Genomic DNA, 26926 nt, shown 5'->3' with positions numbered 1-26926 from the left:
AACAGGGAGGCGAGAAAATGACGAGCAACTGGAGCATGTGCTACGGAAACATGTTTTCCGACCTGAATTCGGAATCGGAGCTGATCGAGCGCATGACGTGCGTGACGCGCGAGCTCGGCTTCGAGCACTTCTACTATGTGATGCGCATTCCGCTGCCGATCTCGAACCCGAGGAACTACATCTTCTCCAATTGCCCGGACACGTGGGTCCGGAGCTACGTCGAGCGCGACGGCTTCATGACCGATCCGGCCGTGCAGCGCGGGTTGCGGGAAGCCGTCCCGTTCCTGTGGTCCGCCGTCAGCGGGGAGGCGGCGGATTTCTGGGTCGATCCGTCGCATCAGCGGTTCCGTCACGCATGGAGCATGCCGTTGCGCGGGCAGTTCGGCACGAGCGGCCTGCTGTCGCTGCTGAGAAAATCCGCGCCGATCCTCCAGGACGAGTTCCTGTCCAAGGAGCCGTACGTGCTGTGGCTGACGACGCTGGCCCACCGGGCGATGACGCGTCTCGTCGTCGCTACGGCGATGCCGGAGGTGTGCCAGACGCTGACGGCCCGCGAGAAGGAGGTGCTGAAATGGACGGCCGCGGGCAAGACTTACGCCGATATCGGGCTGATCCTGTCGATCTATGATCGGACTGCGAAGTTTCACCTGATGAACGTGATGCGGAAGCTTCGCGCGGCCAACAAGGCGGAGGCCGTGATGAAGGCCACGATGCTCGGCTTTCTTCAGTGATGTCCGGTTCGCGCGGAAGCGACGTCGATGCTGCGTGTCGCGGCCGCGCGCGGCGGGGCGGGGTGATTCCCGATGCGTCGGCTATGCGTCCAGCGCCGCCTGCGCGCACGTCTCGTCGGTGACGAGCCCCGACAGCCAGCCGCCGCGCAGCGCGGCGATCACCGCGTCGCGCTTCTTCAGGCCGCCAGCGAACGCGATCGTCGGGCGCTTCGGCGGCGCATCGAGCGACACGCTCGTCGCGCGTGCGCTCGTCGACACGTCGACGAGGCGGCCCTGCGCGTCGATCGGTATGCCGAGCAGCTCGGCGACGGCGCCGCGCGCGATCATCTCGTCGCGTTCCTGTTCGGTGATGAAGCCGTCCTCGTAGAGCGGGCAGTGCGGCCCGATGTTGCCGATGCCGACGAACGCAACGTCGGCCTCGCCCGACAGCGCCTCGACGATCCGGTACAGCCGGTGATTGCACCACTGCGCGCGTTCCGCGTCGCTGTCCGCGAACAGCGGCGCGGGCAGCAGGAAGTGCTTGCCGCCCGTCTTCTCGGAGATGTGCTGCGCGACGTCGTAGCGGTTCGACGAGCCGTCGGCGGCGATCGCGCCGACCATCGATACGAGCCGGTGCTGCGGTCGGTCGAGCTGTGCGATCTGCGCGACCGCGGCTTTCAGCGTGCGGCCGCTGCTGACCGCGATCACCATCGGCCGCGTCTCGTTCAGATAGCGCTCCATTACCTGCGCGCCGGCGACCGCGAGCTTGCGGTCGATCGCTTCGGGTGCGTCCGCATCGACGGGCACGACCTCGCACATCGACAGGCCGTAGCGTTTCGACAGCTGTGCACCGAGGTCGAGGCAGTCGGCGAGCTGGTGATCGACGCGCACGCGGATCAGGTTCTTCTCGACCGCGAACGCGACGAGCCGCTGCGCGACCGGGCGCGACACCTGCAGTTTCTCGGCGATTTCGTTCTGCGTGTCGCCCGCGACGTAGTAGAGCCACGCGGCACGCGTGGCGAGATCGAGTTTTTCTGAGGACTTGGGCACGATAGCGATTGAATTCGGATCCTGGCGAGCCGCCCGGCGGCGCATCGATATGCACTGTACCGCACTCGCCGCCGCGGGCCGGTTCGAGTTTCGTTCAAGGACAGGTCGCGCGGGGCGACGTCACTCAGGCAAGCCGCGCGCGCGACGGTTCGTACAGCGGGCGCACATGCCGGTACAGCGCGCGGAACGCGGCCAGGCGCTCGCGCAGCGCCGCATGGCGTGCGGCGTCGGGTGCATATTCGGCGCGCACGGGCGGCTTGGTCAGCACCGCGTGCGGATCGCCGCCGACCGCCAGCCAGCCGAGCCGCGCGGCGCCGAGCGCGGCGCCCGTCTCGCCGCCGCCGTGCTGGCAGGTGCGCACGTTCAGCGCGTCGGCAATCAGCTGCGCCCAGTACGCGCTGCGCGCGCCGCCGCCGATCAGCGACAGGCTGTCGGTCTCCACGCCCGCCGCGTGCAGTGCGTCGAAGCCGTCCGCGAGGCCGAGCGTCACGCCTTCAAGTACCGCGTAGCCGAGATGCGCGCGCTCGGTCGCATGCGTCATCCCGAAGAACACGCCTTGCGCGTACGGATCGTTGTGCGGCGTGCGCTCGCCGGACAGGTACGGCAGAAACAGCGGCGCCGTGGCCAGCGTGCCGGCGTCGAGCGCCTCGACTTCCGCGAGCAGCGTCGGCTCGTCGGTGCCGGTCAGCTTGCAGACCCAGCGCAGGCAGCTCGCCGCCGACAGCACGACGCTCATCAGCTGCCAGCGGTCCGGAATCGCATGGCAGAACGCGTGCACGGCGGATGCCGGGTTCGGCATGAAGCGGTCGCCGACGACGCTCAGCACGCCCGATGTGCCGAGCGACACGAAGCCGTCGCCCGCATGGATCGCGCCGATGCCGAGCGCGCTCGTCGCGTTGTCGCCGCCGCCACCCGCGACGACGACAGCTTCCGACAGCCCGAGCTCGCGCGCGACGTCGGCGCGCAGCGTGCCGGACGGCGCGTTGCCTTCGACGATGCGCGGCATCTGCGCGCGCGTCATCCCGCACGCGGCGAGCAACGCGTCGGACCAGTCGCGGCGCGCGACGTCGAGCCACAGCGTGCCGGCCGCGTCGGACGGATCGGACACCTTCGCGCCGGTCAGCCGGAACCGCAGGTAGTCCTTCGGCATCAGCACGCAGGCCGTCGCCGCGAATACGTCGGGTTCGTGCTTCGCGACCCACAGCAGCTTCGGCGCGGTGAAGCCGGGCATCGCGAGATTGCCGGCGAGCGCATGCAGGTCGGGCGCGCGTTCGGTGAGCAGCGCGCATTCGTCGGCGCTGCGCATGTCGTTCCACAGGATCGCCGGACGCAGCACGCGATCGTCGCGGTCGAGCAGCACCGCACCGTGCATCTGGCCCGACAGGCCGATCCCGCGCACCTGCGCGAAGGCTTGCGGATGACGGTCGCGCAGCGCGGCGAGCGCGGCGAGCGTGCCGCGCCACCAGTCGTCAGGATGCTGTTCGGCCCAGCGGGGATGCGGCCGCGACACGGCAAACGGCGTGCCCGCGGTGCCGACGACGGTACCGTCGGGAGCCAGCAACAGCACCTTCACTTCCGAGGTGCCGAGGTCGATGCCGAGATACATGTGCGATCCGCTTCGTCAGTGAGGAGCCGCTACTTTAGCCGGGCAGGCGTGCGCGTGCCAATGCCGGTTTGACCCCGGGTTGACCCGATATGCGGCGGCGTCAGCGCGACGCGAGCCACGCGTCGACGCGCGCGAGCCCGGCGCGCACGGCTTCGAACAGCGCCGCGTTGCCCGCGAGCGAGCCCCACAGCTGGCGGTCCGCGCACAGTGCGGCGACGGGGTCGCCCGCGTTGACGATCGCGCGCGCCGCGCGTTCGTCCATCACGCTGTCCTGGTACGCGTACGGCAGCGCGCCGCGCGCCCAGCGTTCGAGAAAGCGCAGGAACAGCGCGGGCAGCACCGCGGTCGAGACGGGCGCCGAGCCGCGCGCGAAGCATTCGGCGAGCGTCGGCGCGATGAAGCCGGGGATCTTCGAGAAGCCGTCGGCGGCGACCCGCTGGTTCGTGTCGAGCACGTACGGATTGCCGAAGCGTTCGAGCACGACGTCGCGGTAGCGCGCGAGGTCGAGCGGGCTCGGGCTCAGGCACGGGATCACGTCGTGCGTCACGTAGTCGTGCGCGAAGCGGCGGATCGCCGCGTCGTGCGTGCCTTCGTGGATATACGTGTGGCCTGCGAGCGTGCCGGCCCATGCGATGCAGCTGTGCGTCGCGTTGAGGATGCGGATCTTCGCCTCCTCGTACGGATGCACGTCGTCGACGAGTTCCGCACCCGCCAGCTCCCACTTCGGCCGGCCGGCCGCGAAGCGGTCCTCGATCACCCACTGGATGAACGATTCGCCCATCACCGGGCACGCGTCGTCGATGCCGGTCGCCGCGCGCACGCGTGCGCGCACGTCGTCGGTCGGGCGCGGCGTGATCCGGTCGACCATCGCGCTCGGACACGCGACGTTCGCATCGAACCAGTCGAGCAGTTCGCGCGCGCCGCGCCGTTCGAGGAACTCGCGCATTCCCGCGCGAAAGCGCGCGCCGTTGCTGCGCAGGTTGTCGCAGCTCTGCAGCGTAAGCGGGCCCGCGCCGCGCCTTTGACGTTCCGCGAGCAGCGCCGCGAGCGCGCCGTACAGCGTGGTGCGCGCGCCTTGCAGGTCGGCCGCGAGATCGGGATTCGCGACGTCGAGCCGGTTGTGCTCGTCGAGGTAGTAGCCGCCTTCGGTAACGGTGAACGACACGATCCGGCATGTTGGGTCCGCGCCGGCATCGATCAGCGCGGCGAGATCGATCGACCACGGCAGCACGCGCGTGATCGCGCGGATCGTCTCGTACGCGCGCTCGCCTTGCGGCGTGACCGTCTCGAGCGTGTATGCGCCGTGTTGCGCGGCGAGCGCGTCCATCGTCGCGCGCATGTCGTCGCGGATGTTGCCGACGGTCAGCGACCAGCGCTCGGCCGGCGGCACCGCCGCGTTCACGCGATGCAGGTACCACGCCTGGTGCGCGCGGTGGAACGATCCGGCGCCGATGTGCAGCAGCACAGGCGCGTGGGGGGAGGGCGATTCGCTCATCCGGTGTCTCCGATCTCATGCTTCGCGGTCGGCCAGCGTTAGCGTTTCAGCGCTTGCGCCGGGCTCATGCCTTGCGGTTGACCATAGTTGGCGCTTCCGCGCTTGCTCGGGCCCCGTGGCAACGTGGCTCGCCGCAATACGATCATTTGCTCTGTATGTGGGCGAATGATCGTATTGCGGCGAGCGAAAGTCAAGGTGACACGGCGGGTTTTCAATGGTGCGATGCGGCGATGCGGCGATGCGGCGATGCGGCGATGCGGCGATGCGGCGATGCGGCGGTACGGACCGGTTCGGCAACGCCCGGATGCTCAGATGCCCTCGCGCGTCAGCGCGACGAGCTGCTCGAGCAGCTTGCCGGCCGGGCCGGGCAGGATCCCGTGACGGCGGCGGAACGCGGTGAGCGTGCGCACCGCGACGACTTCGCGCACCGGCAGCGTGTCGATCGTGCCGGCGCGCCGTTCGGCGCCGTACATCGGCTCGGCCATCCAGCTCAGGAATCCCGCGTGCGCGACGAGGCTCTTCAGCGTCGTGACGGAGCGCGTCTCGACCGCGATGTCCGGCAGCCCGACGCCGTGTGCGTCGAAGGTCGCGCGCATGTGCTCGTACGGCGCGGTGCCGCGCGGCGGTATCGCCCAGCGCGCGGACAGCGTATCGGCGAGCGTCGGCGCGCGGCCGAGCGCGCGCAGCGGATGGTGCGGCGCAGCGACGATATGGCTTCGGTCTTCCCACCGGCATTCCGGAATCGCGACGATCTCGTCGGTGTCGGGGCCGTGCGCGCTGAGCGCGAGATCGATCTCGTGCTTGCAGAGCCCTTCGGCGAGCCGGTCCCACACGCCTTCGAGGATCTCGACGCGCAGGTTCGGCCAGCGGTCGAGCACACGGCCGACCGCGACGGGCAGCACGAGACTCGCGATGCTGCCGACCGCGCCGACCTTGATCGTGCCCTTCGCGAAGCCGCGCATCGCGTCGAGCTCCTCGCGCGCGTGCTCGGCCTCGTGCTGCAGCAGCGTCGCGTGCGGCAGCAGCGCTGCGCCGAACGCGGTGAGCTGAACGCCTTTCGAGTGGCGTTCGAACAGCGGCGCGCCCACCTGGTCCTCGAGCCGCTTCAGGATCCGGCTGAGTGCCGGTTGCGTGACGTGCAGCGCGTCGGCGGCGCGCCCGAGGCTGCCGCACGCGACGATCGTCGTGAAAGCGCGCAATTGGCGGAGATCGAAAGTCATGCCGGAACGTAATGGCTTTTTGCAGAAAATACAGTATCGAAGAATGCCTTGGCCTTCGATACTGTGGAAACCGATAAGCAATCGAGGAGACCCCCGCGCATGACCGGCCATCAACCCTCCGCCGCCCCTGTTCCACATGCCGCACCAACGACCGTCCGCGACGCGGTGATCGACCTGCTGCGCCAGTTCGGCATCGATCGCGTGTTCGGCAACCCGGGCTCGACCGAGCTGCCGATGTTTCGCGATTTCCCGGCCGATTTCCAGTACGTGCTCGGGCTGCAGGAAGCCGTGGTGGTCGGGATGGCCGACGGCCATGCGCAGGCGACCGGCAACGCGACGGTCGTCAACCTGCACTCGGCGGCGGGCGTCGGCAATGCGATGGGCAATCTGTTCACCGCGTTCAAGAACCGTACGCCGATGATCGTCACCGCGGGCCAGCAGGCGCGCGCGATCCTGCCGTTCGATCCGTTTCTCGGCGCGACGCAGGCGGCCGAGCTGCCGAAGCCGTACGTGAAGTGGAGCATCGAGCCGGCGCGCGCGCAGGACGTGCCCGCGGCGATCGCGCGTGCGTACCGGATCGCGATGCAGGAGCCGCGCGGGCCTGTGTTCGTGTCGATTCCGGTCGACGATTGGGACCAGCCGGCCGAATTCCTGCCGCCGCGCGACGTGAGCTGCGCCGTGCGGCCCGATCCGGTGGCGCTCGCTCGGCTCGGCGATGCGCTCGATGCCGCGCGGCGCCCCGCGTTCGTGATCGGCGCGGCGGTCGAGCGTGCGGGCGCGTGGCAGCAGGCCGTGCAGCTCGCAGAACGGCATCGCGCGCGCGTCTACGTCGCGCCGATGTCCGGACGCTGCAGCTTTCCCGAGGATCACCCGCTGTTCGCGGGCTTCCTGCCCGCGATCCGCGAGAAGATCGTCGCGCGGCTCGACGGCCACGACCTGATCTTCGCGTTCGGCGCGCCGGCCTTCACCTATCACGTCGAAGGCTTCGGCCCGCACGTGCCGCCGGGCGCGACGCTCGTGCAGCTCGTCGACGATCCGGGTGTCGCCGCGTGGACGCCGGAAGGCGATGCCGTCGTCGGCAACCTGCGGCTCGCGGCGCTGGACCTGCTCGCGCGCGCCGCGCCGCCCGAGCGGCCGATGCCCGAACCGCGCGCGCCGCGCGCACGTGCGCAGCCGCCCGACGCGGGCGAGCGCATGTCGGCCGCGTTCGCGCTGCAGACGCTCGCCGACGTGCGCGACGCGCACGACATCGTCGTCGAGGAAGCGCCGAGCGCGCGCCCGGTGATGCAGGACCGCCTGCCGTTCACGCAGAGCGGCACGTTCTACACGATGGACAGCGGTGGACTCGGCTACGGGATGCCGGCGGCGGTCGGCGTCGCGCTCGCGCAGCCGGGCCGCCGCGTGATCGGCCTGATCGGTGACGGCTCGAGCCTCTATTCGATCCAGGCGTTGTGGAGCGCCGCGCAGCTCAGGCTGCCGATCACGTTCGTGATCCTGAACAATGTCCGCTACGCCGCGTTGCAGGATTTCGCACCGGTGTTCGGCTTCGGCCCCGACGATCCGGTGCAGGGCACCGACCTGCCGAACCTGGACTTCGTCGCGCTCGCGGCCGGAATGGGGTGCCGCGGAGTGCGCGTGTCCGACGCGGCGCGCTTGCGCGATACGCTGGCCGAAGCATTGCGCGCGCCGACCCCCGTCGTCGTCGAGATCGAAATCGCGTGACGCGCAGGCGCGCGTCCATCGAGGAGAACCCATGCAGACAGTATCGATGCTCATCGGCGGCGAGCGCCGCCCATCGTCCGGCGGCGCGACCTTCACGCGCCGCAATCCGCTCGACGGCGAGGTTGCGTCCGAAGCGCCGGCCTGCACCGTCGACGACGCGCGCGCCGCGGCCGACGCGGCCGCGCGTGCGTTTTCCGGCTGGGCCGCGCTCGGACCGACCGCGCGCCGCGTGCTGCTGCTGAAGGCGGCGGCCGCGCTCGAAGCGAAGCGCGAGCAGTTCGTCGCCGCGATGGCGGCCGAGACGGGTGCATCGGCGATCTGGGCCGAATTCAACGTGCAGCTCGCGGCGAACGGGCTCGTCGAAGCGGCGGCGCTGACGACGCAGATCGGCGGCGAGCTGATCCCGTCCGACGTGCCTGGCTCGCTTGCGATGGGCGTGCGCCAGCCGGCCGGCGTCGTGCTCGGCATCGCGCCGTGGAACGCACCGGTGATCCTCGCCACGCGCGCGATCGCGCTGCCGCTCGCTTGCGGCAACACGGTCGTGCTGAAGGGCTCCGAGCTGTGCCCGGTCACGCACGGGCTGATCGTCGAAGCGCTGCAGGAGGCCGGCCTGCCGCCCGGCGTCGTGAATTTCGTGACCAACGCGCCGGCCGATGCGGGCGCGATCGTCGACGCACTGATTGCGCATCCGGCGATCCGGCGCGTGAACTTCACGGGCTCGACGCGAGTCGGCCGGATCATCGCCGAGACGTGCGCGCGGCACCTGAAGCCGGCGGTGCTCGAGCTCGGCGGCAAGGCGCCGTTCGTCGTGCTCGACGATGCCGATCTCGATGCGGCGGTCGCCGCGGCCGCGTTCGGCGCATTCGCGAATTCCGGACAGATCTGCATGTCGACGGAACGGATCATCGTCGACGAGAAGATCGCAGACCGGTTCGTCGCGAAGCTCGCGGACAAGGCCGCGTCGCTGCCGCTCGGCGATCCTCGCAACGGGCCCGTCGTGCTCGGCTCGCTCGTCGACCGGCGCGCGGTCGAGCGCTGCAACGCGCTGATCGACGATGCGCTCGCGCACGGTGCAGTGCTGTTGTGCGGCGGCAAGGCAGACAGCACGCTGTTCCCGGCGACGCTGCTCGACCGCGTGACGCCGCAGATGCAGATCTACGCGGAGGAGTCGTTCGGGCCCGTGAAGGGAATCGTGCGCGTCGACGGCGACGAGGCCGCGATCCGCTGCGCGAACGACAACGCGTTCGGGCTGTCGTCGGCCGTGTTCAGCCGCGACGTCGCGCGCGCGATGCGCGTCGCGGCGCGCATCGAATCGGGCATCTGCCACGTGAACGGTCCGACCGTGCACGACGAGGCGCAGATGCCGTTCGGCGGCGTGAAGGACAGCGGCTTCGGCCGGTTCGGCGGCAAGGCCGGCATCGCCGAATTCACCGACCTGCGCTGGATCACCGTGCAGACCGCGCCGCGCCACTATCCGTTCTGAGGAGCTTGCCGCCGATGAGAATCGCGATTCTGGGCGCGGGTGCGATGGGTTCGCTGTTCGGCGGGCTGCTCGCCGAAGCCGGCGAGGACGTCACGCTGATCGACGTCAACGATGCGCATCTCGCCGCGATCCACCGCGACGGGCTGCGCATCGAGAACGACCGGGGAGATCGTCGCGTGTCGGCATTGCGCGCGGTGCGTCCCGATGCGGCAGCGCTTGCGCACGGCGAACCGTTCGACCTGCTGATCGTCTTCACGAAATCGCTGCATACGCGTGCGGCGCTCGGTGGCGTTCGTGCATTGCTCACGCCGCATACGAGCGTGCTGACGTTGCAGAACGGGCTTGGCAACGTCGAGACGCTGCGGGAGTTCGTGCCGATGGAGCGCATCCTCGTCGGCGTGACGACCTGGCCGGCCGACGTCGCGGGGCTCGGCCACGTGCGTTCGCATGGCGACGGCGTGATCCGGATGATGAGCGCCGACGGTGCAACGCGGCCTGTCGCGTCGGCCGCCGCCGATGCGCTGACGCGCGCGGGCCTCACGTGCACGCTCGATGCGGACGTGTGGGCGTCCATCTGGGAAAAGGTCGCGTTCAACGCCGCGCTCAATACGCTGTGCGCGGTGACGGGCTGCACGGTCGACCAGCTCGGCGCGCGCGACGACGGCCCGCGGCTCGCGCTCGCGATCGCCGCCGAGACGGCCGCGGTCGCGTGCGCGAAGGGGATCGCGGTCGATGCGGAGCGGATCGCGGCCAAGGTGCGCCACGCGATCGACGCGCATCGCGGCCATCGCCCGTCGATGTTGCAGGACGTGCTGGCGGGCCGCCGCACCGAGATCGATGCGATCAACGGCGCGGTGGTCGCGGCGGCGCGCGAGACCGGCATTGCGGTGCCGCATACCGAGACGCTGTTGGGCCTCGTGCGCCTGATCGACGCGCGCAACACCTGAAATACGCCCGCGGCGGGCTCGAGCCGCGCCACGACACGAGAGCGCCGGGCAGTGCCACGGCGCCGGGTCGTCATCAGCTTTGCATGGGACCAGAGCAAGCGCTAAAGCGCCAACTCTGGTCGACCGCGAAGCATGGGACCAGAGCAAGTGCTAAAGCGCTAACTCTGGTCGACCCCGAAGCATGGGACCAGAGTAAGCGCTAAAGCGCTAACTCTGGTCGACAGGAGACGTCATGGAAGCCACCATTCGCCGCAGTCCTGCCGCGTGCCGCATTCGCACGCATTCGCCGGTCCACGCATCGAGGTCCGCATGAGCGCGCGCGACGCAACCCGGGCGCCGTCGGTCGACATCGGCGCAACGCTCGACGACGGACCGTTCACGACGATGCAGAAGTGCGTGGTGCTGCTCGCCGCGCTCGCGATCGTGCTCGACGGCTTCGACGGCCAGCTGATCGGCTTCGCGATCCCGGTGCTGATCCGGGAGTGGGGCATCACGCGCAGCGCGTTCGCGCCGGCGGTCGCGGCGGGGCTGATCGGGATGGGGATCGGCAGCGCATGCGCGGGGCTCGTCGCAGACCGTTTCGGCCGCCGCTACGCGGTGATCGGCAGTGTGTTCCTGTTCGGCGCGGCGACCTGCGCAATCGGGCTCGCGCCCGACGTCGCGACGATCGCGGCGCTGCGCTTCGTCGCCGGGCTCGGGATCGGCGGCGCGCTGCCGACCGCGACGACGATGACCGCCGAATACACGCCGTCGCGCCGCCGCACGATGATGGTGACGGCGACGATCGTCTGCGTGCCGCTCGGCGGGATGCTAGCCGGATTGTTCGCGCACGAGGTGCTGCCGCGCTACGGCTGGCGCGGGCTGTTCTTCGCGGGCGGCGCGCTGCCGCTCGTGCTCGGTTTCGTGCTCGTGCGCGCGCTGCCCGAATCGCCGCGCTACCTCGTGCGGCGTCCGGCGCGTTGGCCGGAGCTGGCCGCTCTGCTCGCGCGGATGCAGCGACCGGTCACGCCCGGCGCGCTGTTCACGGACCTGAACGATGCGCGCGCGCAGGCGGGTGGCGGCTTCCGCACGCTGTTCACGGATGGACAGGCGCGCGACACGCTCGCGCTGTGGTGTGCGTTTTTCATGTGCCTGCTCGCCGTGTATGCGGCATTCAGCTGGCTGCCGACGATGCTGGCCGCGAGCGGCCTGTCCGTCGCGGTCGCGGGATCGGGGCTGACCGCGTACAACCTCGGCGGCGTGATCGGCGCGTTGCTGTGCGCGCTGGCGATCGCGCGCTTCGGATCGCGCTGGCCGCTCGCGCTGTGCTGCATCGGCGGCGCCGCGAGCGCGGCGTGGCTGATCGGCGTCGATGCGAGCCGTCATACGGGCTGGCTGATCGTCGGGCTCGGTGCGCACGGGCTGTTCGTCAACGCGGTTCAGTCGACGATGTATGCGCTGTGTGCGTACCTCTATCCGACCGCAGTGCGCGCGACCGGCACCGCGAGCGCGCTCGCGTTCGGCCGGCTCGGCGCGATCCTGAGCGCGTTCGCCGGTGCGCTCGTGATCACGGCAGGCGGCGCGGTCGCGTACCTGTCGATGGTCGCCGCGGCGATGGGCGTCGTGTTCGTCGCGTTGCTCGTCGTGCGGCGGCATATCCCGCGGTTGCCGCGCACGCACGCGCTGCCGCGCGACGCAGACGAGCTGGCCCGCACGTCGCCTTGAACGCGTGACCGGGTGCGTTCGGGCGTGCAGGCAGGGCGGGTTACAGCGTCGTGCGCACGTGCCAGAGTTCGGGGAACAGCACGACGTCGAGCATCTTGCGCAAGTACGGCGCACCGCTCGTGCCGCCCGTGCCCTGCTTGAAGCCGATGATCCGCTCGACGGTCGTCACGTGCCGGAAGCGCCACTGGCGGAACGCGTCCTCGAGGTCGACGAGTTCTTCGGCCATCTCGTACAGCTCCCAGTGCTGCTGCGGATGCCGGTACACCTCGAGCCATGCGGCCTCGACGGTGTCGTCGTGCAGCGTCGGCTGCGTCCAGTCGCGCTCGAGCCGCGACGGTGCGATCGGGAAGCCGCGGCGCGCGAGCAGGCGCACGACTTCGTCGTAGAACGACGGCGCCTCGAGCGTCGCGCGCACCTGCTCGAGGATGTCGGGCCGGTGCGCATGCGGCTGCAGCATCTGCGGATTCTTGTTGCCGAGCAGGAATTCGAGCTGGCGGTACTGGTACGACTGGAAGCCAGACGACTGGCCGAGATACGGCCGCATCGCCGAATACTCGGACGGCGTCATCGTCGCGAGCACGCTCCACGCCTGCACGAGCTGCTCGAGGATCCGCGACACGCGCGCGAGCATCTTGAACGCGGGCGGCAACGCGTCGCGATGGACGGCATCGAGCGCCGCGTGCAGCTCGAACAGCGCGAGCTTCATCCACAGTTCGCTCGTCTGATGCTGGATGATGAACAGCATCTCGTTGTGATCCGGCGACAGCGGATGCTGCGCATCGAGGATCTTGGTCAGCGACAGGTAGTCGCCGTAGCTCATCGACTTCGAGAAATCGAGCTGTGCGTTGTGCCAGCCGGCGGCTTCGCCAGGTTCGCCCGTTTCGCCGGCATCGCCGGGCACGTGCGACGCTTCGTGCGCGGGGTGGTTGGCACGCGCGCCCGAGAACGGGCAACCCGCCGGCGCGTCGTTGCCGGGCGGCTGCATATGACCAGAATTCACGACTTTCTCCACGATTGAATGAGGGTGTGCGGGGCGCTCGGCCCATGCCGCGCGATGCGACGCGGTCCGGCGCGTGCGCACGGCACGCACCGGACTGCCGATCAGGTCACCGCGCCGCGCGTCGCGAACTCGGGCGCCTTCCACGCGTCGGTGGCGAGGATGTCGCGCAGCGTCTCGACGGCATCCCACACGTCGACGAAGCGCGTGTAGAGCGGCGTGAAGCCGAAGCGCAGCACGTGCGGCTCGCGGTAGTCGCCGATCACGCCGCGCGCGATCAGCGCCTGCATCACCGCATAGCCGTGCGGATGCTCGAAGCTTGCCTGCGAGCCGCGCTGGTGATGCGCGCGCGGCGTGACGAGCCTCATCGAATGACCTTCGCAGCGCGTTTCGACGAGCGCGATGAATGCATCGGTCAGCGCGAGCGACTTGCGGCGAATTGCATGCATGTCGGTCTGCAGGAATACGTCGAGCCCGCATTCGACCATCGACATCGACGTGATCGGCTGCGTGCCGCACAGGAAGCGCGCGATGCCCGGATCGGGCGCGAACTCGGGCTGCATCGCGAACGGCGCGCGGTGGCCCCACCAGCCGGACAGCGGCTGCGAGAAATGCGCGTGATGGCGCTTCGGCACCCACACGAACGCCGGCGAACCGGGGCCGCCGTTCAGGTACTTGTACGTGCAGCCGACCGCGCCGTCCGCGCGTGCGCCGTTCAGGTCGACCGGCACCGCGCCCGCCGAGTGCGCGAGGTCCCACAGCATCAGCGCGCCCGCGTCATGCACGAGCTGCGTGACGGCCGGCATGTCGTGCATGTAGCCGGTGCGGTAGTTCACGTGCGTGATCATCGCGACCGCGGTGTCCTCGCCGAGCGCGTCGGGCAGGTCGGCCGGGTCATCGATCAGGCGCAGTTCATAGTCGCCGCCGAGCTGCGCGATCAGCCCTTGCGCGATGTACAGGTCGGTCGGGAAGTTGGAACGCTCCGACACGATCACGCGGCGCTCGGGCGCACGTTCGGCCTGGTAGCGCAGCATCGCGGACAGCAGCTTGAACAGGTTGATCGAGATCGTATCGGTGACGACGGTCTCGTCCGGCGCGCCGCCGACCAGCGTCGCGAGCTTGTCGCCGAGGCGGCGCGGCAGCGCGAACCAGCCCGCGGTGTTCCAGCTGCGGATCAGGCCTTGGCCCCATTCGTCGCCGATCACCTGCTGCGCGCGGGCGGCCGACGCGCGCGGCTGCGCGCCAAGCGAATTGCCGTCGAGGTAGATCACGCCATCCGGCAGCGCGAACTGGTCGCGCAGCGGGGCGAGCGGGTCGTCGCGGTCGAGCGCGAGCGCGTCTTCACGGGTCTTGATCATGATGAGCAGAGAGAGTGTGTGGAAGGGTCAGCGGGCGTGGCCGGGCAGCGCGCGCAGCACCGCGCGCACGGGGCTCGCGTCGAGCGTCGCGAGCTTGAGCGGCAGCGCGATCAGTTCGTAGTCGCCGGGCGGCACGTCGTCGAGCACGATGCCTTCGAGAATCGCCATCCGGTGCGCACGCACGCGGTGGTGCGCGTCCATCGTCTTCGATTCCTGCGGGTCGAGCGACGGCGTATCGATGCCGATCAGCTTCACGCCGCATTCCGCGAGCAGGTCGATGGTCGCGGGCGCGACCGCGCAGAAATCCGGATCCCAATGCGCGACGGGTGCCTGCGCATAGGTACGCAGCAGCACGCGCGGCGGCACGCCGTCGAGCGCCGCCGCGACGTCGGCAGGGGTGACGACGGGCGACGCGCCGATGCAGTGGATCACGCGGCACGGGCCAAGGTAGGTTTCGAGCGGTACTTCGCCGATCGGCGCGCCGTCGGCGTCGTAGTGAAGCGGCGCGTCGGTGTGTGCGCCGGTGTGCGGCGACAGCGTCAGGCGGGCGACATTGACGGGCGAGCCCGCCTCCATCCGCCACACGCGTTCGACCGTGACCGGCGTGTCGCCCGGCCACACGGGGGTGGCGGGGGCGACGGGCGGCGAGATGTCCCAGAGTGTGTCCATGGCGTGACCAATGTGCGAATCGATGCTTCGCATGATAGGCGGACGCTCGCAGAAAGTGCTTGCGAAATAGACATGGACAAACCGCCAGATTGGCAGATAATTCGAATCACAGGGAAAACGGGGACCAAAAATGCATGCGATCACGCTCGACGCCACCGACTGCCGTATTCTCGCGGTACTGCAGGAGGAGGGAAGAATCAGCAACCTCGATCTGGCGGAACGGATTTCACTGTCGCCATCGGCCTGCCTGCGGCGCATGCGCCTGCTGGAGGAGCAGGGCGTGATCGAGCACTATCGCGCGTGCCTGAGCCGCGAGAAGCTCGGTTTCGAACTGGAGGCGTTCGTGCAGGTGTCGATGCGCAACGAGCAGACACAATGGCACGAACGGTTCGCGGAGGCGCTGCGCGAATGGCCGGAAGTGGTCGGCGCGTTCGTCGTGACGGGCGAGAGCCACTATCTGCTGCGCGTGCTCGCGCACAACCTGAAGCACTATTCCGATTTCGTGCTGAACCGGCTGTACAAGGCGCCGGGCGTCATGGACATCCGCTCGAACATCGTGCTGCAGACGCTGAAGGACGAGGCGGGCGCGCCAGTCGTGCTGGCGCGCACCGGGGCGATCAAAGCTGTGTGAGACCGTGGAACGCGCCGCCATGGAACACGAGCGGCGCGGCGGTGCCCGCATCGGGATGCACGCCACAGCGCTCGACTTCGCCGACGAAGATCACGTGGTCGCCTTCGTCGTAGCGGCTGCGGTTATGGCATTCGAACCACGCGATCGCGCCGTCGAGCACCGGCATGCCCGAATTGCCGGCCGCGTGCGCGATGCCTTCGAAGCGGTCGCCCTTGAACGTCGCGAAGCGCTTGCACAGGTCGATCTGCGTCGCCGCGAGCACATTGATGACGTAATGGCTGTTGCTGCGGAACACGGGCATCGACGCCGACTTGTGCGCGAGGCTCCACAGCACGAGCGGCGGATCGAGCGACACCGAGTTGAACGAACTCGCGGTGATGCCGAGCAGTTGTCCGGACGGCGCGCGCGTCGTGATCACGGTCACGCCGGTCGCAAACTGGCCGAGCGCCTGCCGGAACGCGGCGGCGTCGAAATTCGGCGGGGTCGCGCGGGTCATCGGGCGGCCTTCCGGAGCGGCGCGTGCACGCCGGGCGCGCGGCGGGTGAAACGGGCGATGCGGGTGAAAGGCGACAAGGCGGTCAGTCTGGTTGTGGGACGAATGGCCCGATTTTAGCGGAATCGCGCGCGGCGGGCGGGCGCGCGGCGCGCAGCAGGCCGGTACGGTGACGCAGCGTACAGTCCGGCCGATACCCGGCGCAAGCCCGTTGTCAGTGTGAACGGACCCTAGCGCGCAGCCGCAAACCCCAGCGACAGCGCGCCGATCAGCATGAGGCTCGTCGCCCAGACCCGATCGAGATTGAACCAGCTTCTCGACACGAACGTCAGCCCCAGGTAGCGGTAGACGAGCCATGCGAGCAGCCCGCCGGCCGCGATCATCGCGGCGGCATGCACGGCTGCAACGGCGAGCGCCATGCCGAGATGGGCGCCGACGAGCGCCGTCGCGGCCAGATCGCCCCGATCGCCCGCGCCGGTCCCGCAAAGCCCGAGATAGATCGGCACCAGCATCAGCCCCGCGCCATGCGCGACGGCCACGGCGAACGACCAGAGCCCGAGCCGCGCGGGCGGGATCCGCGCGAGCGCGCGCGGGTGGCGCCGCCGGATCAGCAGCGCGGCGCCGAAGCCGATCACGAGCACGCTTGCGCCGATCCGGATCGGCCACTGCCACGCGAGCAGCGCGGCGAGCATCCCGAACGGCAGCGTCACCGCGAACACGGCGAGCGCATGGCCGAACGCGAGATAGCCGAGCGCGGTGGCCAGCGCGCGGCCGCTGCGCGCCATCAGCCCGTTCGACACCGCAAGCGGCCATCCCATCGCGGGGTTGAGGCCGTGGTAGAGGCCGCTTGCGAGCACCGCCGCCCAGAGTCCGATCTGCATGGGGATGCCGCCGCTCAAGCGCGCACCGACGGGTAGCAAAACGAATCGGTCGAGCAGTCGCCGCCTTCGAGCCGGATCTGGTGCGCGCGATAGCCGTCGGGGAAGTCGACCCAGTAGTCGTTCGCGAGCGCCAGGCCGCCGTCGGGCCCCGCGTGCGCCATCACCATCGCGGCCGGCACGCCGTCCGGGTAGAACTGGTCGTCCCACGTCGAGTAAAGGGAGTTGGTCCAGTAGACCCGCTTGCCGTCGCGGCTGATCTCGACCATCTGCGGACCGCCCGCGAACGCGCGGCCGTTCGGGTGCGGCGTGCGACGCGCGATGCCGCCGACGTGAACCGATCCGGTGAGGGTCGGCTTGCGCGGATCCGTCACGTCGTACTGCCGCATTTCGCCCGTGCCCCAACAGGACACATAGAGGTAGCGATCGTCGAGGGACAGGTCGATGTCGGTCACGAGCGGCGGCACCGCGCCGAAATCCTTCAGCAACGGCGGCAGCCGGTCCGCGGGCGCGGGTTCGGGCGGAATCGTTGCGGTCTTCTCGGCGTGGAACTTGCCGCCTTCGCGCCACCAGGTCCAGATCGAGCCTTCGAGGTTCGTCGTGTCGATCACGACGCCGACGAAGCCGTATTCGCGCACGGGATCGTGCGCGGGCCGCACCTCCAGCGCCATCTGGTGCTGCGCGCCGAGGTCGATCGTCTGCACGTTGCGCCGCGCGCGCAAGTCCCAGAAATGCAGCCGGTGCCCGTAGCGGTTCGCGAGCAGATCCTCGGGAACGATGCCGTTCTCGAACTGCGGCGGCAGCGCCCATTCGCTCGACACCATGTAGTCGCGCGGCAGGTTCCACCAGAAGTCGTAGTGCTTGTCCTGCGGACCGCGATCGATCTCCCAGCGGCCGAGCACGTCGAAGGTTTCGCAATCCATGATGAAAATGCCCGGGTGGCCGTCCGTGCCGTCCTTCCCGCCGCCGCCGAGCGTGCTGACGTAGATGCCCTCGGGCCCGCAGTGAACGGTGTGCGGCCGCGAATAGCCGGTCTTGCGGAAGATCTCGTCGGGTTCGACGATCTTGTGGATGCGCGCCTGCGTCGGATGCGGGTGCGTGTCGATGATATACACGCGCGACGAGCGCAGGCCCGGAATGATCAGGTAACGGCGTTCGAGGAACGCGTGGCCGGTGAGCGGCGACAGCGCCGACGAGCATGCGTTCCAGCCGAAGTGATGAAACTCGTCGCCGGTGTTCGGCATCGTGACCGTGTGGACGATCTTGCCGCAGGTCGGCGACCCGGGCTTCACGTCGATCACGGCGAGCGTGTCGGGCCGCGAGAAATCGGGGCTGAGCAACAGCGTATACGCGAAGTTTTCCGCAGGGGCGCGCATCGCGAGTTCCGGCGATGCGTGAAACGTCGGATCAGGCCGCAGGGTCATGGTCTTGCCCTCGTAGTCGAACTCGAACGGGATCGCGGTCGCGCATCGCCAAGCCGTGCGCGCCGCGTCGATTTACCGGCATCCGCGTGCGCCGAACGCGACGCGCGGCGCCGTCCATCCAATCGTGAAAGCAGAAGCGAGCGTGAGGCGATGCATCGAAGGCCGTCTGACACGGCCTTGCCGCCGAGCGCTGATGGCGCTCGGTCGGGCTGGCGTCCACGAACACGCGGAGCGCCGGGCTGGAAAAATTCCGTCGAAGCACCCATATCGACGTTGCAGCGAGTGATCGTGCGTCGGGGTGGTACGTGCAGCGTGCGTGCCGGCCGAACGGACGATTTGCCACCGCGGCCGGGTGTCACGTAGTGTAGTCGAGAATCGTCCGACGAGTTGGGCGCTGCGTGCGCGGACGACGCCGAAGGAACCCGCACGTGCGGTTGCGTTGCGTCCGGCGAAATCTGCCGCTCGCGCTGCCAGGTCTGCGTGCGAATGCGATACTTGGCGACGCGCCGTTTCCGTCCGACGGGACGACCGGCGCGCCGCGAAAGTCGGAGGGAGTCGCGGGAACGTCACCGGGCCGGTGCGTTCGATCGGCTCCCGTGTACAACGAGGTGTTGATGGGATGGTGAACGAGATGCTTGAAACCGCGACTTTGGGTGGGGGGTGCTTCTGGTGCACGGAGGCCGTGTTTCTCGACGTCGATGGCGTGACGGCCGTCGAGTCGGGCTATGCGGGCGGCCACACGCGCAACCCCGGCTATCGCGACGTGTGCGACGGCGATACGGGGCACGCGGAGGTCGTCAACGTGACGTTCGATCCGGCGCGTATCGGCTATCGCGAGATTCTCGAGATCTTCTTCGCGACGCACGATCCGACCCAGCTCAACCGGCAGGGCAACGACGTCGGCACGCAGTACCGGTCGGCCGTGTTCACGCATTCGGATGCGCAGCGCGACACCGCGCTCGACGTGATCCGCGAGCTCGAGCGCGAGCAGGTGTTCGGGCAGCCGATCGTCACGCAGGTCGTGCCGCTCGACGGCAATTACTGGCCGGCCGAGGACTATCACCAGAACTACTACGCGCAGAATCCCGGCCAGGGATATTGTGCGGTCGTGATCGGGCCGAAGCTCGCGAAGTTTCGCCAGAAGTTCGCGCACCGGCTGAAGTCGTCGCGCGGCGCGTGAGCGCTCGGCGCGGCCGGCGCCGGGGCGCGGGCCGGCTCGCGTGCATCCCGCGCGCCAGGCCACGCATGCCGGCGGCGCCTGGAAAGCGCGTGCTGCGCGCGGGCACGCGCCGCCGCGCATGTCAGCGCGTCAGGCCGCCTCGCCTTGCCAGCGTGCGCACGCGGCGGCGATCTCGCGCGCGAGCGCGAGGCACGACAGCGGCGCCGAGCCTTCCGCCTTGTTGTTGATCGTGATGATGACGGGCTGCCCGGCCAGCGCGTAGCGGGCAGCCAGTTCGGCGAGCGCGGTGCGCGTATGCGGGTCTTCGTCGACGAGCCGGTCGAACGGCTCGTACTTTGCTTTCGCCTGCTCGTACTTGAAGCCGCCGTGCAGGCTCCAGCGCACGATCAGCGGGCCCGGCGCGTCGCCGTCGAGCAGCGCGAGCGCGGCCGCCTGCCGCAGCGGGTCGGGCATCCGCGCGTGCAGGCCGACGCAGTAGCGCACGCCGAGTGCGGCCAGCGCGCGGATGAAGCGCGGCGTGAGCAGGCTCGCGTCGCGGATCTCGATCGCGTAGCGCGGGCTGTCCGGTTCGGGTGGCAGCGGCGGCAGCGTCGCGAAGAACGCGGACACGCGGTCGATCAGCGCCGCGGGATCGGCCAGCAGCCGGTCGGGCAGCGGCGAGAACTGGAACACCAGCACGCCGGCCTTCCGGCCGAGCCCGTCAAGACACGGCCGCACGAATTCGTCGGTCGCGAGCTGCGCATCGAGGAACGTCGGATTCGGCCCGGACGCCTCGCCGCGCCGGCCGCGCACGACCGCGTCGGTGACCGAGGCGGGCGCCTTCACGACGAAGCGGAAGTCGTCCGGCACCTGCTGCGCGTAGCGCAGGTAGTCGGCGACGGACAGCGGGCCGTAGAACGACCGGTCGAGGCTGACGCTCTTCAGCAGCGGATGCGCGCCGTAGGCTTCGAGACCTTCGCGCGACAGCTTCGTCTGCGCGAAGTCACCGTCGTAGACGATGCCGTTCCAGCCGGGGAAATACCACGACGACGTGCCGAGCCGCACGTTCGGCGGCAGCCCGGCTGCGGCGTCGGCCACGTCGGGCGCGATCGGCGCGGGCGGGACACCGCGACGGCGGCCTTTCTTCGGGGCGGGCGACGGCGCGGGTTCGTCCCACAGCATGCCGGTGGACGGAGCGTCAGCGGGCGCCTGCTGCCAAGCGTCACGCGCCGAAGCGGCGGATGGCGGAGGCCCGCCGTCGCGCACCGGCGCCGGCGGGTCCTGATTGGTGTCCGCCGCGCCGAACAGGTCGAACTGTCCGTCGGCGGGCGTTCCGTCCGAATCGTTGTGTTGCCGCTCCGGCGGCGTCTTGCGCCGCGTCCTGCCGTCACCCATGCATGCCGTTCGTGAAGCGCCGCCTAGCGCGGCAGCGCGTGTTCGTACATGTAGCGCCGCGACCACGGCAGCGTCTGCGCGCTCTGCCCGGCCCTGCGGCACACGATTTGAAAGATCGACACGTCGTCGTGCTCGAACGCATACGCGCAGCCGGCGAGATACACGCGCCAGATGCGGAATTTTTCGTCGTCGACGAGCTTCCGGGCTTCATCGGCGTTCGCCTCGAAGTTCTCGGTCCAGATGTCGAGCGTGCGCGCATAGTGCCGCCGCAGGCTTTCGACGTCAATCGCCTCGAGCCCGCCGCGCTGCGCCGCTTCGAGCGCGAGGCTGATGTGCGGGAGCTCGCCGTCCGGGAACACGTAGCGGTCGATGAACTCGCCGCCGCCGAGCGCCGTTTCGCCGCTTTCGGCATCGGTCGACGTGATGCCGTGGTTCATTGCGATCCCTTCGTCCGTCAGCAGGTCGTGAATCCGCGAGAAGTAGAGCGGCAGGTTCTTGCGGCCGACGTGCTCGAACATCCCGACGCTCGTGATGCGGTCGAACTGGCCGTCGATCTCGCGATAGTCCTGCAGGCGGATCTCGATCCTGTCCTGCAGCCCCGCGGCCTTCACGCGCTCGGTCGCGAGATCGAACTGGTTCTGCGACAGCGTCACGCCGAGACACTGCGCGCCGAACTTGCTCGCAGCCCGCAGCACCAGCGCGCCCCATCCGCAGCCGATGTCGAGCAGGCGCTGGCCCGGCTGCAGCCGGATCTTCGCGAGGATGTGGTCGATCTTCTTGATCTGCGCGGTCGCGAGATCCTCGTCGCCGTTCTCGAAGTACGCGCACGAGTAGACCATGTTCTCGTCGAGCCACAGCCTGTAGAACTCGTTCGAGACGTCGTAGTGATACTGGATCGCCCTCTTGTCCGTGTTCTTCGAGTGGTTGAAGTAGCGCTTCACGCGCGCGAGCTTGCTCGCGCCTGTCACCGTGCTGCGCGCGAGCGAGTAACTGATGTTGATGATGTCGGAGAGCTTGCCCTCGATGTCGATCTTGCCCTTCACGTACGCCTCGCCGAGGTTGTCGAGGCTTGGTTCGAGCAGCAGCGGCAGCGCCGACGCGCTGTTGACCTTCAGCGTGACCTGCGGCGCGGCGAACGTGCCGAAATCGAGCTGATCGCCGTTCCACAACACGAGACGCGCCGGAATGTTCGCCTTAGCCCGTACTTCGTCCGCCCACTGTGCCAGCTTCTTTTCCCAGAACATTTGGAATCTCCGTAGTCCGTTGAATCGAATACAGCCAAGTTTCTTGACCGGCGCCCGCCCGAAGCCGGGCGCCCGGATGCAACACGAAACATGATCGGCGGTGCGCGCCGCGCGCCCCCTTGCCGCTTACGGCGACAGGCGCGAGATCGTCCAGCCGTGCTGCGCCGCGGCGTCGCGGGTGTACAGCAGCCGGTCGTGCAGCCGCGACGGGCGGCCCTGCCAGAATTCGAGCGAGTCGGGCACGAGGCGGTAGCCGCCCCAGTGCGGCGGCCGCGGCGGGTCGTCGCCGTAACGCGCGCTGATTTCTTTCTCGCGCGCCTCGAGCGTCGCGCGGCTGTCGATCACCGCGCTCTGTTCGGACGCCCATGCGCCGATCCGCGAGCCGATCGGGCGCGACGCGAAATAGCGGTCGCTTTCCTCGTCGGTCGTTTTCTCGATGCGGCCTTCGATGCGCACCTGGCGCTCGAGCTCGATCCAGTAGAACAGCAGTGCGGCGTACGGGTTGGCCGCGAGGTCGTGGCCCTTGCGGCTTTCGTAATTGGTGAAGAACACGAACCCGCGTTCGTCGACGCCCTTGATCAGCACGATCCGGGCGGACGGCCGGCCGTTCTCGCCGACAGTCGCGAGCGTCATCGTGTTCGGCTCGGGGAGTTTGGCGGCGAGCGCTTCCTTGAACCAGCGGTCGAACTGGGCGAAAGGGTTCGGGGTGGCGTCGGCTTCGTCGAGCGAAGCACGCGAATAATTGATGCGGAGATCGGCGAGTGTCGTCATGTTATGCAAACGCTTCAATCTGGGGCCAGTATAGCGAAGGCGGAAGAAACGTGCGTGCACAGTGGCGCGTGCGGACGGAGAGATCAGGCAAAATACAGGGCTGTGCACGACTTACGTTTTCCTTGCCGCCATGTCCTCCTCCGACACTGCCCCGATAACTTCTGATCTTACCCCGAGCCCGGAAAACCAGCTTGACGTGGATCGCGCGCGACGCTTCGGCGGCATCGCCCGGCTGTACGGCGCGCCGGCGCTCGCCGCGTTCGAGCGCGCGCACGTCGCGGTGATCGGGATCGGCGGCGTCGGTTCATGGACGGCCGAGGCGCTCGCGCGCAGTGCCGTCGGCCAGTTGACGCTCGTCGATCTCGACAACATTGCCGAAAGCAACACGAACCGGCAGATCCACGCGCTCGACGGCAACTACGGCAAGCCGAAAGTCGACGCGATGGCCGAGCGGATCGCGCTGATCGATCCCGCATGCCGCGTGAACCGGATCGAGGATTTCGCTGAACCCGACAACTTCGACGCGCTGCTCGGCGGCGGCTTCGACTACGTGATCGACGCGATCGACAGCGTGCGCACGAAGGTCGCGCTGATCGCGTGGTGCGTCGCGCGCGGCCAGCCGCTCGTCACGGTCGGCGGCGCGGGCGGGCAACTCGACCCGACGCGCATCCGCATCGACGATCTCGCGCTGACGATCCAGGATCCGCTGCTGTCGAAGGTGCGCGCGCAGTTGCGCAAGCAACACGGCTTTCCGCGCGGGCCGAAGGCGCGCTTCAAGGTCGGCGCCGTGTATTCGGATGAACCGCTGATCTACCCGGAAGCGGCCGCTTGCGACATCGAGGACGGCGCGGAGCCGTCCGCGGCTGCGCATGTCGCGGGGCTCAACTGCGCGGGATTCGGATCGAGCGTATGCGTGACCGCGAGCTTCGGCTTCGCGGCCGCCGCGCATGCGCTGCGGGCGATCGCGGCGCGGGCGGTCGCGAAATGATGGTGTGAGGAAGGTGTGGGGCAGCCTGCGGCCGTTGCCGCAAGCCGGCCCGCTTCAGTTGAGCGCCATGCTCAGCTTGCGCCGCCACGTCGCGACGACGTCCGGTCGGTCGCCCGCCAGTTCGAACACCGAGATCATCGTCTTGCGGCCGAGGTCGTCGCCGTACGCGCGGTCGCGCACGACGATTTCCAGCAGCTGCTCGAGCGCGCCTTCGTACGCGCGCCGCGCGATCAGGCTTTGCGCGAGATCGAAACGTGCGTCGAGGTCGGCCGGATTCTCGGCGATGCGGGCCTCGAGCGCGTCAGTCGGCGGCAGGTCGGCGGTTGCCTCGAGCGCATCGAAACGGGTCTTGATCGCCTGGTAGCGCGGATCGCCGCCTTGCACCGTCTCCGGCGACAGCAGCTCGGTCTCGGCGCGCGCGGCGTCGACATGGTTGGTTGCGAGCAGCAGCTCGATCAGGTCGAGCCGCGCGTCGTCGAAGCCGGGGTTCAGCGCGAGCGCGGCCTCGAGGTGCGCGCGCGCATCGTCGACGCGGGATTCCTCGAGCGCGAATTGCGCGGCGCGGCGCTCGGCCTCTTCGGGCGCCGGCAGCAGCCGATCGAGGAATGCGCGCAGCTGGCCTTCGGGCAGCACGCCGATGAACTGGTCGACCGGACGGCCGTCGGCGAACGCGATCACGTGCGGAATGCTGCGCGTCTGGAAGTGCGCGGCGAGCTCCTGGTTTTCGTCGACGTTGACCTTCACGAGCTTCCAGCGGCCCTCGTAGTCGCTTTCGAGCTTTTCCAGCAGCGGGCCGAGCGTCTTGCACGGGCCGCACCACGGCGCCCAGAAGTCGACCAGCACGGGCGTGTCCAGCGATGCCTCGATGACGTCTTTTTCGAAAGTGGCAAGCGTGGTGTCCATGTCGTCCTCTTGAGTTCGGATGTCGTCAGGTGGGGGCGGCACGCGCGAATTTCAACGCGGCTTGCGCTCGGGTAGCGGAATCCAGTCGGTCTCGCCGGGCACCTTGCCCATTTCCTGCCGCGTCCACGCGTCCTTCGCGTGCTCGATCGCTTCGCGGCTGCTGGCGACGAAGTTCCAGTCGATGAAGCGTTCGCCGTCGATCTTGTCGCCGCCGAGCAGCATCACGCGCGCGCCGGCGCTGCTCGTCAGCGTGACGGTCGTACCGGGCACGAGCACGGCCATCGTCGCGGGGTCGAGCGGCGTGCCGTCGATCGCGAGATCGCCTTCCGCGAGATAGACCGCACGTTCGTCGTGCGATGCGTCGAGTTCGAAGCGGCTGCCGTCCGCGAATTCCGCGGCGACGTACAGCGTGCGCGAGAACGTCGTGACGGGCGAACGCATGCCGAACGCGTCGCCGGCGATCACCGTCAGCGATACGCCGCCGACCGTCTGCTTCGGCAGCGTCGCAGCTTCATGGTGCTCGAACGACGGCTCGTCGGTTTCATGCGCGAGCGGCAGCGCGACCCAGGTCTGGATCCCATGCACGGTGTGGCCGGTTTCGCGCAGCGCGTCGGGCGTGCGCTCGGAGTGGACGATGCCGCGCCCCGCCGTCATCCAGTTCACGTCGCCGGGCACGATTTCCTGCCGCGAGCCGAGGCTGTCGCGGTGCATGATCGCGCCCTCAAACAGATAGGTGACGGTCGCGAGCCCGATGTGCGGATGCGGGCGCACGTCGAGGCCGGTGCCGGCCGGCAGTGTCGCCGGTCCCATGTGATCGAAGAAGATGAACGGGCCGACGAGGCGTGCGGCGAGTGCTGGCAGCGTGCGGCGCACCAGCAGGTTGCCGATGTCGCGGGTGTGCGGCTTCAGCAGCGCTTTGATGGAATCGGTCATGGCAAGTCCTGTCGAGGGGCTGCGGGGATGCCGGTCATTGTACTGGGAGCCCGGTCGGCTGCGCGTGAAGCGACGTACGGCATTCGAGCCGCGTGCGGCGTGCGCCGCGAGCACGTTTCTTGCTGTCGTGTCCGGCCGCATCGTCGACCGCGGTGATTCCATGCCGCGCGCGCGGGAATCCTGACAGCGCGTCAAACGCCGGTACACTGACCGCCTTCAGAACGAACAGACCGAGGAGACGGAGATGATGGCCCCGAAGGACCTGCTGCTGGCGCTGGTCGTGATCCTGGCGTGGGGCGTGAATTTCGTCGTGATCAAGGTCGGCTTGCACGGGATGCCGCCGATGCTGCTCGGCGCACTGCGTTTCACGCTCGCCGCGGTGCCGGCAGTGTTCTTCGTGCGCCGCCCGCAGATTTCGTGGCGGCTGCTCGTGCTGTACGGCGCGACGATCCAGCTCGGCCAGTTCGTGTTCCTGTTTACCGCGATGTACGTCGGGATGCCGGCCGGCCTCGCGTCGCTCGTGCTGCAGTCGCAGGCGTTCTTCACGCTCGTGTTCGCGATGGTGTTCCTCGGCGAGCGGCTGCGCGTGCAGAACCTGTTCGGGCTCGCGATCGCGGCGGGCGGGCTCGTCGTGATCGCGTCGCAGGGCGGCCGCGCGATGACGCTTGCCGGCTTCCTGCTGACGATCTGCTCGGCCGCGATGTGGGCGTTCGGCAACATCGTCACGAAGAAGGTCGGGCAGGCGAACCTCGTGTCGCTCGTCGTGTGGGCGAGCCTCGTGCCGCCAGTGCCGTTCTTCCTGCTGTCGCTCGGGTTCGAGGGGCCGCAGCGGATCGCGGCCGCGCTCGGCGCGCTGACGGGCGCGTCGATTTTCGCGGTCGTCTATCTCGCGTTCGTTGCGACACTGCTCGGCTACGGATTGTGGAGCCGCCTGCTATCGCGCTATCCGGCCGCACAGGTCGCGCAGTTTTCGCTGCTGGTGCCGATCGTCGGCCTCGCGTCGTCGGCGCTGCTGCTCGACGAGCATCTGACGCGCGCGCAAATGATCGGCGCCGCGCTCGTGATGGGCGGGCTCGCGGTGAACGTGTTCGGCGGGAAGCTGGTGCGCCGCTTCGCGGTATCGTGACCGCGCGCGCCGGCCGCGAT

Annotated in this window: 24 protein-coding genes; 9 read left to right on the top strand and 15 right to left on the bottom strand. The window is 69.1% G+C overall.

The window, feature by feature from the left end:
• Nucleotides 1-17 precede the first annotated feature (17 nt).
• Entirely contained in the window at nucleotides 18-731 is a 714-nt protein-coding gene (locus tag ACV229_RS18850; RefSeq protein WP_448084624.1) for a LuxR family transcriptional regulator, read from the top strand.
• An 81-nt stretch (nucleotides 732-812) separates the two neighbouring features.
• Here the strand turns inward: ACV229_RS18850 and ACV229_RS18845 are convergent, their stop codons facing one another.
• The 4 genes from ACV229_RS18845 to ACV229_RS18830 form a co-directional block, all read right to left on the bottom strand.
• Nucleotides 813-1805, bottom strand: coding sequence for a sugar-binding transcriptional regulator (locus tag ACV229_RS18845; RefSeq protein WP_448084623.1), 993 nt, complete (start codon nucleotides 1803-1805; stop codon nucleotides 813-815).
• Nucleotides 1806-1884: 79 nt separating this feature from the next.
• Nucleotides 1885-3366 (bottom strand): xylulokinase, encoded by a 1482-nt coding sequence (xylB, locus tag ACV229_RS18840; RefSeq protein WP_448084622.1) that lies wholly within the window; start codon nucleotides 3364-3366, stop codon nucleotides 1885-1887.
• Between the two features lie 100 nt (nucleotides 3367-3466).
• Nucleotides 3467-4861 (bottom strand): D-arabinitol 4-dehydrogenase, encoded by a 1395-nt coding sequence (dalD, locus tag ACV229_RS18835; protein ID WP_448084621.1) that lies wholly within the window; start codon nucleotides 4859-4861, stop codon nucleotides 3467-3469.
• Between the two features lie 308 nt (nucleotides 4862-5169).
• Complete coding sequence (locus ACV229_RS18830) at nucleotides 5170-6081, bottom strand: LysR family transcriptional regulator (protein ID WP_448084620.1); 912 nt, start codon at nucleotides 6079-6081, stop codon at nucleotides 5170-5172.
• 99 nt (nucleotides 6082-6180) lie between these two features.
• On the opposite strand from ACV229_RS18830, the gene mdlC reads away from it, so the two are divergent.
• The 4 genes from mdlC to ACV229_RS18810 all read left to right on the top strand — a co-directional run bounded on the left by mdlC (nucleotide 6181) and on the right by ACV229_RS18810 (nucleotide 11937).
• Complete coding sequence (gene mdlC, locus ACV229_RS18825) at nucleotides 6181-7803, top strand: benzoylformate decarboxylase (RefSeq protein ID WP_448084619.1); 1623 nt, start codon at nucleotides 6181-6183, stop codon at nucleotides 7801-7803.
• A 31-nt stretch (nucleotides 7804-7834) separates the two neighbouring features.
• Nucleotides 7835-9286, top strand: coding sequence for an aldehyde dehydrogenase (locus ACV229_RS18820; RefSeq protein WP_448084618.1), 1452 nt, complete (start codon nucleotides 7835-7837; stop codon nucleotides 9284-9286).
• 14 nt (nucleotides 9287-9300) lie between these two features.
• Nucleotides 9301-10233: a ketopantoate reductase family protein gene (locus ACV229_RS18815; RefSeq protein ID WP_448084617.1), complete on the top strand. Its 933-nt coding sequence runs from the start codon at nucleotides 9301-9303 to the stop codon at nucleotides 10231-10233.
• Between the two features lie 309 nt (nucleotides 10234-10542).
• Entirely contained in the window at nucleotides 10543-11937 is a 1395-nt protein-coding gene (locus ACV229_RS18810; RefSeq protein WP_448084616.1) for an MFS transporter, read from the top strand.
• 40 nt (nucleotides 11938-11977) lie between these two features.
• On the opposite strand, the gene kynA is transcribed toward ACV229_RS18810, so the two are convergent.
• The 3 genes from kynA to kynB form a co-directional block, all read right to left on the bottom strand.
• Nucleotides 11978-12922 (bottom strand): tryptophan 2,3-dioxygenase, encoded by a 945-nt coding sequence (gene kynA, locus ACV229_RS18805; RefSeq protein ID WP_448084776.1) that lies wholly within the window; start codon nucleotides 12920-12922, stop codon nucleotides 11978-11980.
• Nucleotides 12923-13038: 116 nt separating this feature from the next.
• Entirely contained in the window at nucleotides 13039-14292 is a 1254-nt protein-coding gene (gene kynU / locus ACV229_RS18800; RefSeq protein WP_448084615.1) for a kynureninase, read from the bottom strand.
• Nucleotides 14293-14319: 27 nt separating this feature from the next.
• Nucleotides 14320-14961: an arylformamidase gene (gene kynB, locus ACV229_RS18795; protein WP_448084614.1), complete on the bottom strand. Its 642-nt coding sequence runs from the start codon at nucleotides 14959-14961 to the stop codon at nucleotides 14320-14322.
• Between the two features lie 130 nt (nucleotides 14962-15091).
• On the opposite strand from kynB, the gene ACV229_RS18790 reads away from it, so the two are divergent.
• Nucleotides 15092-15592 (top strand): Lrp/AsnC family transcriptional regulator, encoded by a 501-nt coding sequence (locus tag ACV229_RS18790; RefSeq protein WP_448084613.1) that lies wholly within the window; start codon nucleotides 15092-15094, stop codon nucleotides 15590-15592.
• Here the strand turns inward: ACV229_RS18790 and ACV229_RS18785 are convergent.
• The 3 genes from ACV229_RS18785 to ACV229_RS18775 all read right to left on the bottom strand — a co-directional run bounded on the left by ACV229_RS18785 (nucleotide 15579) and on the right by ACV229_RS18775 (nucleotide 18387).
• Nucleotides 15579-16088, bottom strand: coding sequence for a flavin reductase family protein (locus tag ACV229_RS18785; protein WP_448084612.1), 510 nt, complete (start codon nucleotides 16086-16088; stop codon nucleotides 15579-15581). The genes ACV229_RS18790 and ACV229_RS18785 overlap by 14 nt on opposite strands.
• 227 nt (nucleotides 16089-16315) lie before the next feature.
• Nucleotides 16316-16966, bottom strand: a complete 651-nt coding sequence (locus ACV229_RS18780; RefSeq protein ID WP_448084611.1) for a hypothetical protein — start codon at nucleotides 16964-16966, stop codon at nucleotides 16316-16318.
• 14 nt (nucleotides 16967-16980) lie between these two features.
• The gene (locus ACV229_RS18775; RefSeq protein ID WP_448084610.1) at nucleotides 16981-18387 is read right to left on the bottom strand and encodes a selenium-binding protein SBP56-related protein; all 1407 of its coding nucleotides are present in this window, start codon (nucleotides 18385-18387) and stop codon (nucleotides 16981-16983) included.
• Nucleotides 18388-19006: 619 nt separating this feature from the next.
• Here ACV229_RS18775 and msrA point away from each other — a divergent pair.
• Nucleotides 19007-19567, top strand: coding sequence for a peptide-methionine (S)-S-oxide reductase MsrA (gene msrA, locus ACV229_RS18770; RefSeq protein ID WP_448084609.1), 561 nt, complete (start codon nucleotides 19007-19009; stop codon nucleotides 19565-19567).
• A 129-nt stretch (nucleotides 19568-19696) separates the two neighbouring features.
• Here msrA and ACV229_RS18765 read toward each other — a convergent pair whose 3' ends face one another.
• The 3 genes from ACV229_RS18765 to pdxH all read right to left on the bottom strand — a co-directional run bounded on the left by ACV229_RS18765 (nucleotide 19697) and on the right by pdxH (nucleotide 22956).
• Nucleotides 19697-20941, bottom strand: a complete 1245-nt coding sequence (locus ACV229_RS18765; RefSeq protein ID WP_448084608.1) for a DUF72 domain-containing protein — start codon at nucleotides 20939-20941, stop codon at nucleotides 19697-19699.
• Nucleotides 20942-20964: 23 nt separating this feature from the next.
• Complete coding sequence (locus ACV229_RS18760) at nucleotides 20965-22185, bottom strand: class I SAM-dependent methyltransferase (RefSeq protein ID WP_448084607.1); 1221 nt, start codon at nucleotides 22183-22185, stop codon at nucleotides 20965-20967.
• A 126-nt stretch (nucleotides 22186-22311) separates the two neighbouring features.
• Complete coding sequence (pdxH, locus tag ACV229_RS18755; protein ID WP_448084606.1) at nucleotides 22312-22956, bottom strand: pyridoxamine 5'-phosphate oxidase; 645 nt, start codon at nucleotides 22954-22956, stop codon at nucleotides 22312-22314.
• 130 nt (nucleotides 22957-23086) lie between these two features.
• On the opposite strand from pdxH, the gene ACV229_RS18750 reads away from it, so the two are divergent.
• Entirely contained in the window at nucleotides 23087-23944 is an 858-nt protein-coding gene (locus tag ACV229_RS18750; protein ID WP_448084605.1) for a tRNA threonylcarbamoyladenosine dehydratase, read from the top strand.
• A gap of 54 nt (nucleotides 23945-23998) precedes the next feature.
• Here ACV229_RS18750 and trxA read toward each other — a convergent pair whose 3' ends face one another.
• Both trxA and ACV229_RS18740 read right to left on the bottom strand, forming a co-directional pair.
• On the bottom strand, nucleotides 23999-24847 hold the full coding sequence (gene trxA / locus ACV229_RS18745; RefSeq protein WP_448084604.1) for a thioredoxin: 849 nt from the start codon (nucleotides 24845-24847) through the stop codon (nucleotides 23999-24001).
• Nucleotides 24848-24898: 51 nt separating this feature from the next.
• Nucleotides 24899-25780 carry a pirin family protein gene (locus tag ACV229_RS18740; protein WP_448084603.1) on the bottom strand — a complete coding sequence of 294 codons (882 nt, stop codon included), beginning with the start codon at nucleotides 25778-25780 and terminating at the stop codon, nucleotides 24899-24901.
• A gap of 247 nt (nucleotides 25781-26027) precedes the next feature.
• Here ACV229_RS18740 and ACV229_RS18735 point away from each other — a divergent pair, with 247 nt between their 5' ends.
• Nucleotides 26028-26906: an EamA family transporter gene (locus ACV229_RS18735; protein ID WP_448084775.1), complete on the top strand. Its 879-nt coding sequence runs from the start codon at nucleotides 26028-26030 to the stop codon at nucleotides 26904-26906.
• Nucleotides 26907-26926: the final 20 nt, after the last annotated feature.

Source organism: Burkholderia sp. MR1-5-21, assembly GCF_053427715.1.
The sequence above is the reverse complement of the archived record's forward strand: the minus strand, read 5'-3'. Positions and strand labels throughout refer to the sequence as shown.

What these genes read in the sequence shown, in the direction of transcription:
- trxA (WP_448084604.1), bottom strand. Translation starts at nt 24,847, where the DNA reads ATGGACACCACGCTTGCCACTTTCGAAAAAGACGTCATCGAGGCATCG.
- ACV229_RS18810 (WP_448084616.1), top strand. Translation starts at nt 10,543, where the DNA reads ATGAGCGCGCGCGACGCAACCCGGGCGCCGTCGGTCGACATCGGCGCA.
- ACV229_RS18820 (WP_448084618.1), top strand. Translation starts at nt 7,835, where the DNA reads ATGCAGACAGTATCGATGCTCATCGGCGGCGAGCGCCGCCCATCGTCC.
- ACV229_RS18815 (WP_448084617.1), top strand. Translation starts at nt 9,301, where the DNA reads ATGAGAATCGCGATTCTGGGCGCGGGTGCGATGGGTTCGCTGTTCGGC.
- kynU (WP_448084615.1), bottom strand. Translation starts at nt 14,292, where the DNA reads ATGATCAAGACCCGTGAAGACGCGCTCGCGCTCGACCGCGACGACCCG.
- msrA (WP_448084609.1), top strand. Translation starts at nt 19,007, where the DNA reads ATGGTGAACGAGATGCTTGAAACCGCGACTTTGGGTGGGGGGTGCTTC.
- dalD (WP_448084621.1), bottom strand. Translation starts at nt 4,861, where the DNA reads ATGAGCGAATCGCCCTCCCCCCACGCGCCTGTGCTGCTGCACATCGGC.
- ACV229_RS18740 (WP_448084603.1), bottom strand. Translation starts at nt 25,780, where the DNA reads ATGACCGATTCCATCAAAGCGCTGCTGAAGCCGCACACCCGCGACATC.
- pdxH (WP_448084606.1), bottom strand. Translation starts at nt 22,956, where the DNA reads ATGACGACACTCGCCGATCTCCGCATCAATTATTCGCGTGCTTCGCTC.
- mdlC (WP_448084619.1), top strand. Translation starts at nt 6,181, where the DNA reads ATGACCGGCCATCAACCCTCCGCCGCCCCTGTTCCACATGCCGCACCA.
- kynA (WP_448084776.1), bottom strand. Translation starts at nt 12,922, where the DNA reads ATGCAGCCGCCCGGCAACGACGCGCCGGCGGGTTGCCCGTTCTCGGGC.
- ACV229_RS18750 (WP_448084605.1), top strand. Translation starts at nt 23,087, where the DNA reads ATGTCCTCCTCCGACACTGCCCCGATAACTTCTGATCTTACCCCGAGC.
- xylB (WP_448084622.1), bottom strand. Translation starts at nt 3,366, where the DNA reads ATGTATCTCGGCATCGACCTCGGCACCTCGGAAGTGAAGGTGCTGTTG.
- ACV229_RS18850 (WP_448084624.1), top strand. Translation starts at nt 18, where the DNA reads ATGACGAGCAACTGGAGCATGTGCTACGGAAACATGTTTTCCGACCTG.
- kynB (WP_448084614.1), bottom strand. Translation starts at nt 14,961, where the DNA reads ATGGACACACTCTGGGACATCTCGCCGCCCGTCGCCCCCGCCACCCCC.
- ACV229_RS18775 (WP_448084610.1), bottom strand. Translation starts at nt 18,387, where the DNA reads ATGACCCTGCGGCCTGATCCGACGTTTCACGCATCGCCGGAACTCGCG.
- ACV229_RS18735 (WP_448084775.1), top strand. Translation starts at nt 26,028, where the DNA reads ATGGCCCCGAAGGACCTGCTGCTGGCGCTGGTCGTGATCCTGGCGTGG.
- ACV229_RS18785 (WP_448084612.1), bottom strand. Translation starts at nt 16,088, where the DNA reads ATGACCCGCGCGACCCCGCCGAATTTCGACGCCGCCGCGTTCCGGCAG.
- ACV229_RS18780 (WP_448084611.1), bottom strand. Translation starts at nt 16,966, where the DNA reads ATGCAGATCGGACTCTGGGCGGCGGTGCTCGCAAGCGGCCTCTACCAC.
- ACV229_RS18845 (WP_448084623.1), bottom strand. Translation starts at nt 1,805, where the DNA reads ATGCGCCGCCGGGCGGCTCGCCAGGATCCGAATTCAATCGCTATCGTG.
- ACV229_RS18830 (WP_448084620.1), bottom strand. Translation starts at nt 6,081, where the DNA reads ATGACTTTCGATCTCCGCCAATTGCGCGCTTTCACGACGATCGTCGCG.
- ACV229_RS18760 (WP_448084607.1), bottom strand. Translation starts at nt 22,185, where the DNA reads ATGTTCTGGGAAAAGAAGCTGGCACAGTGGGCGGACGAAGTACGGGCT.
- ACV229_RS18790 (WP_448084613.1), top strand. Translation starts at nt 15,092, where the DNA reads ATGCATGCGATCACGCTCGACGCCACCGACTGCCGTATTCTCGCGGTA.
- ACV229_RS18765 (WP_448084608.1), bottom strand. Translation starts at nt 20,941, where the DNA reads ATGGGTGACGGCAGGACGCGGCGCAAGACGCCGCCGGAGCGGCAACAC.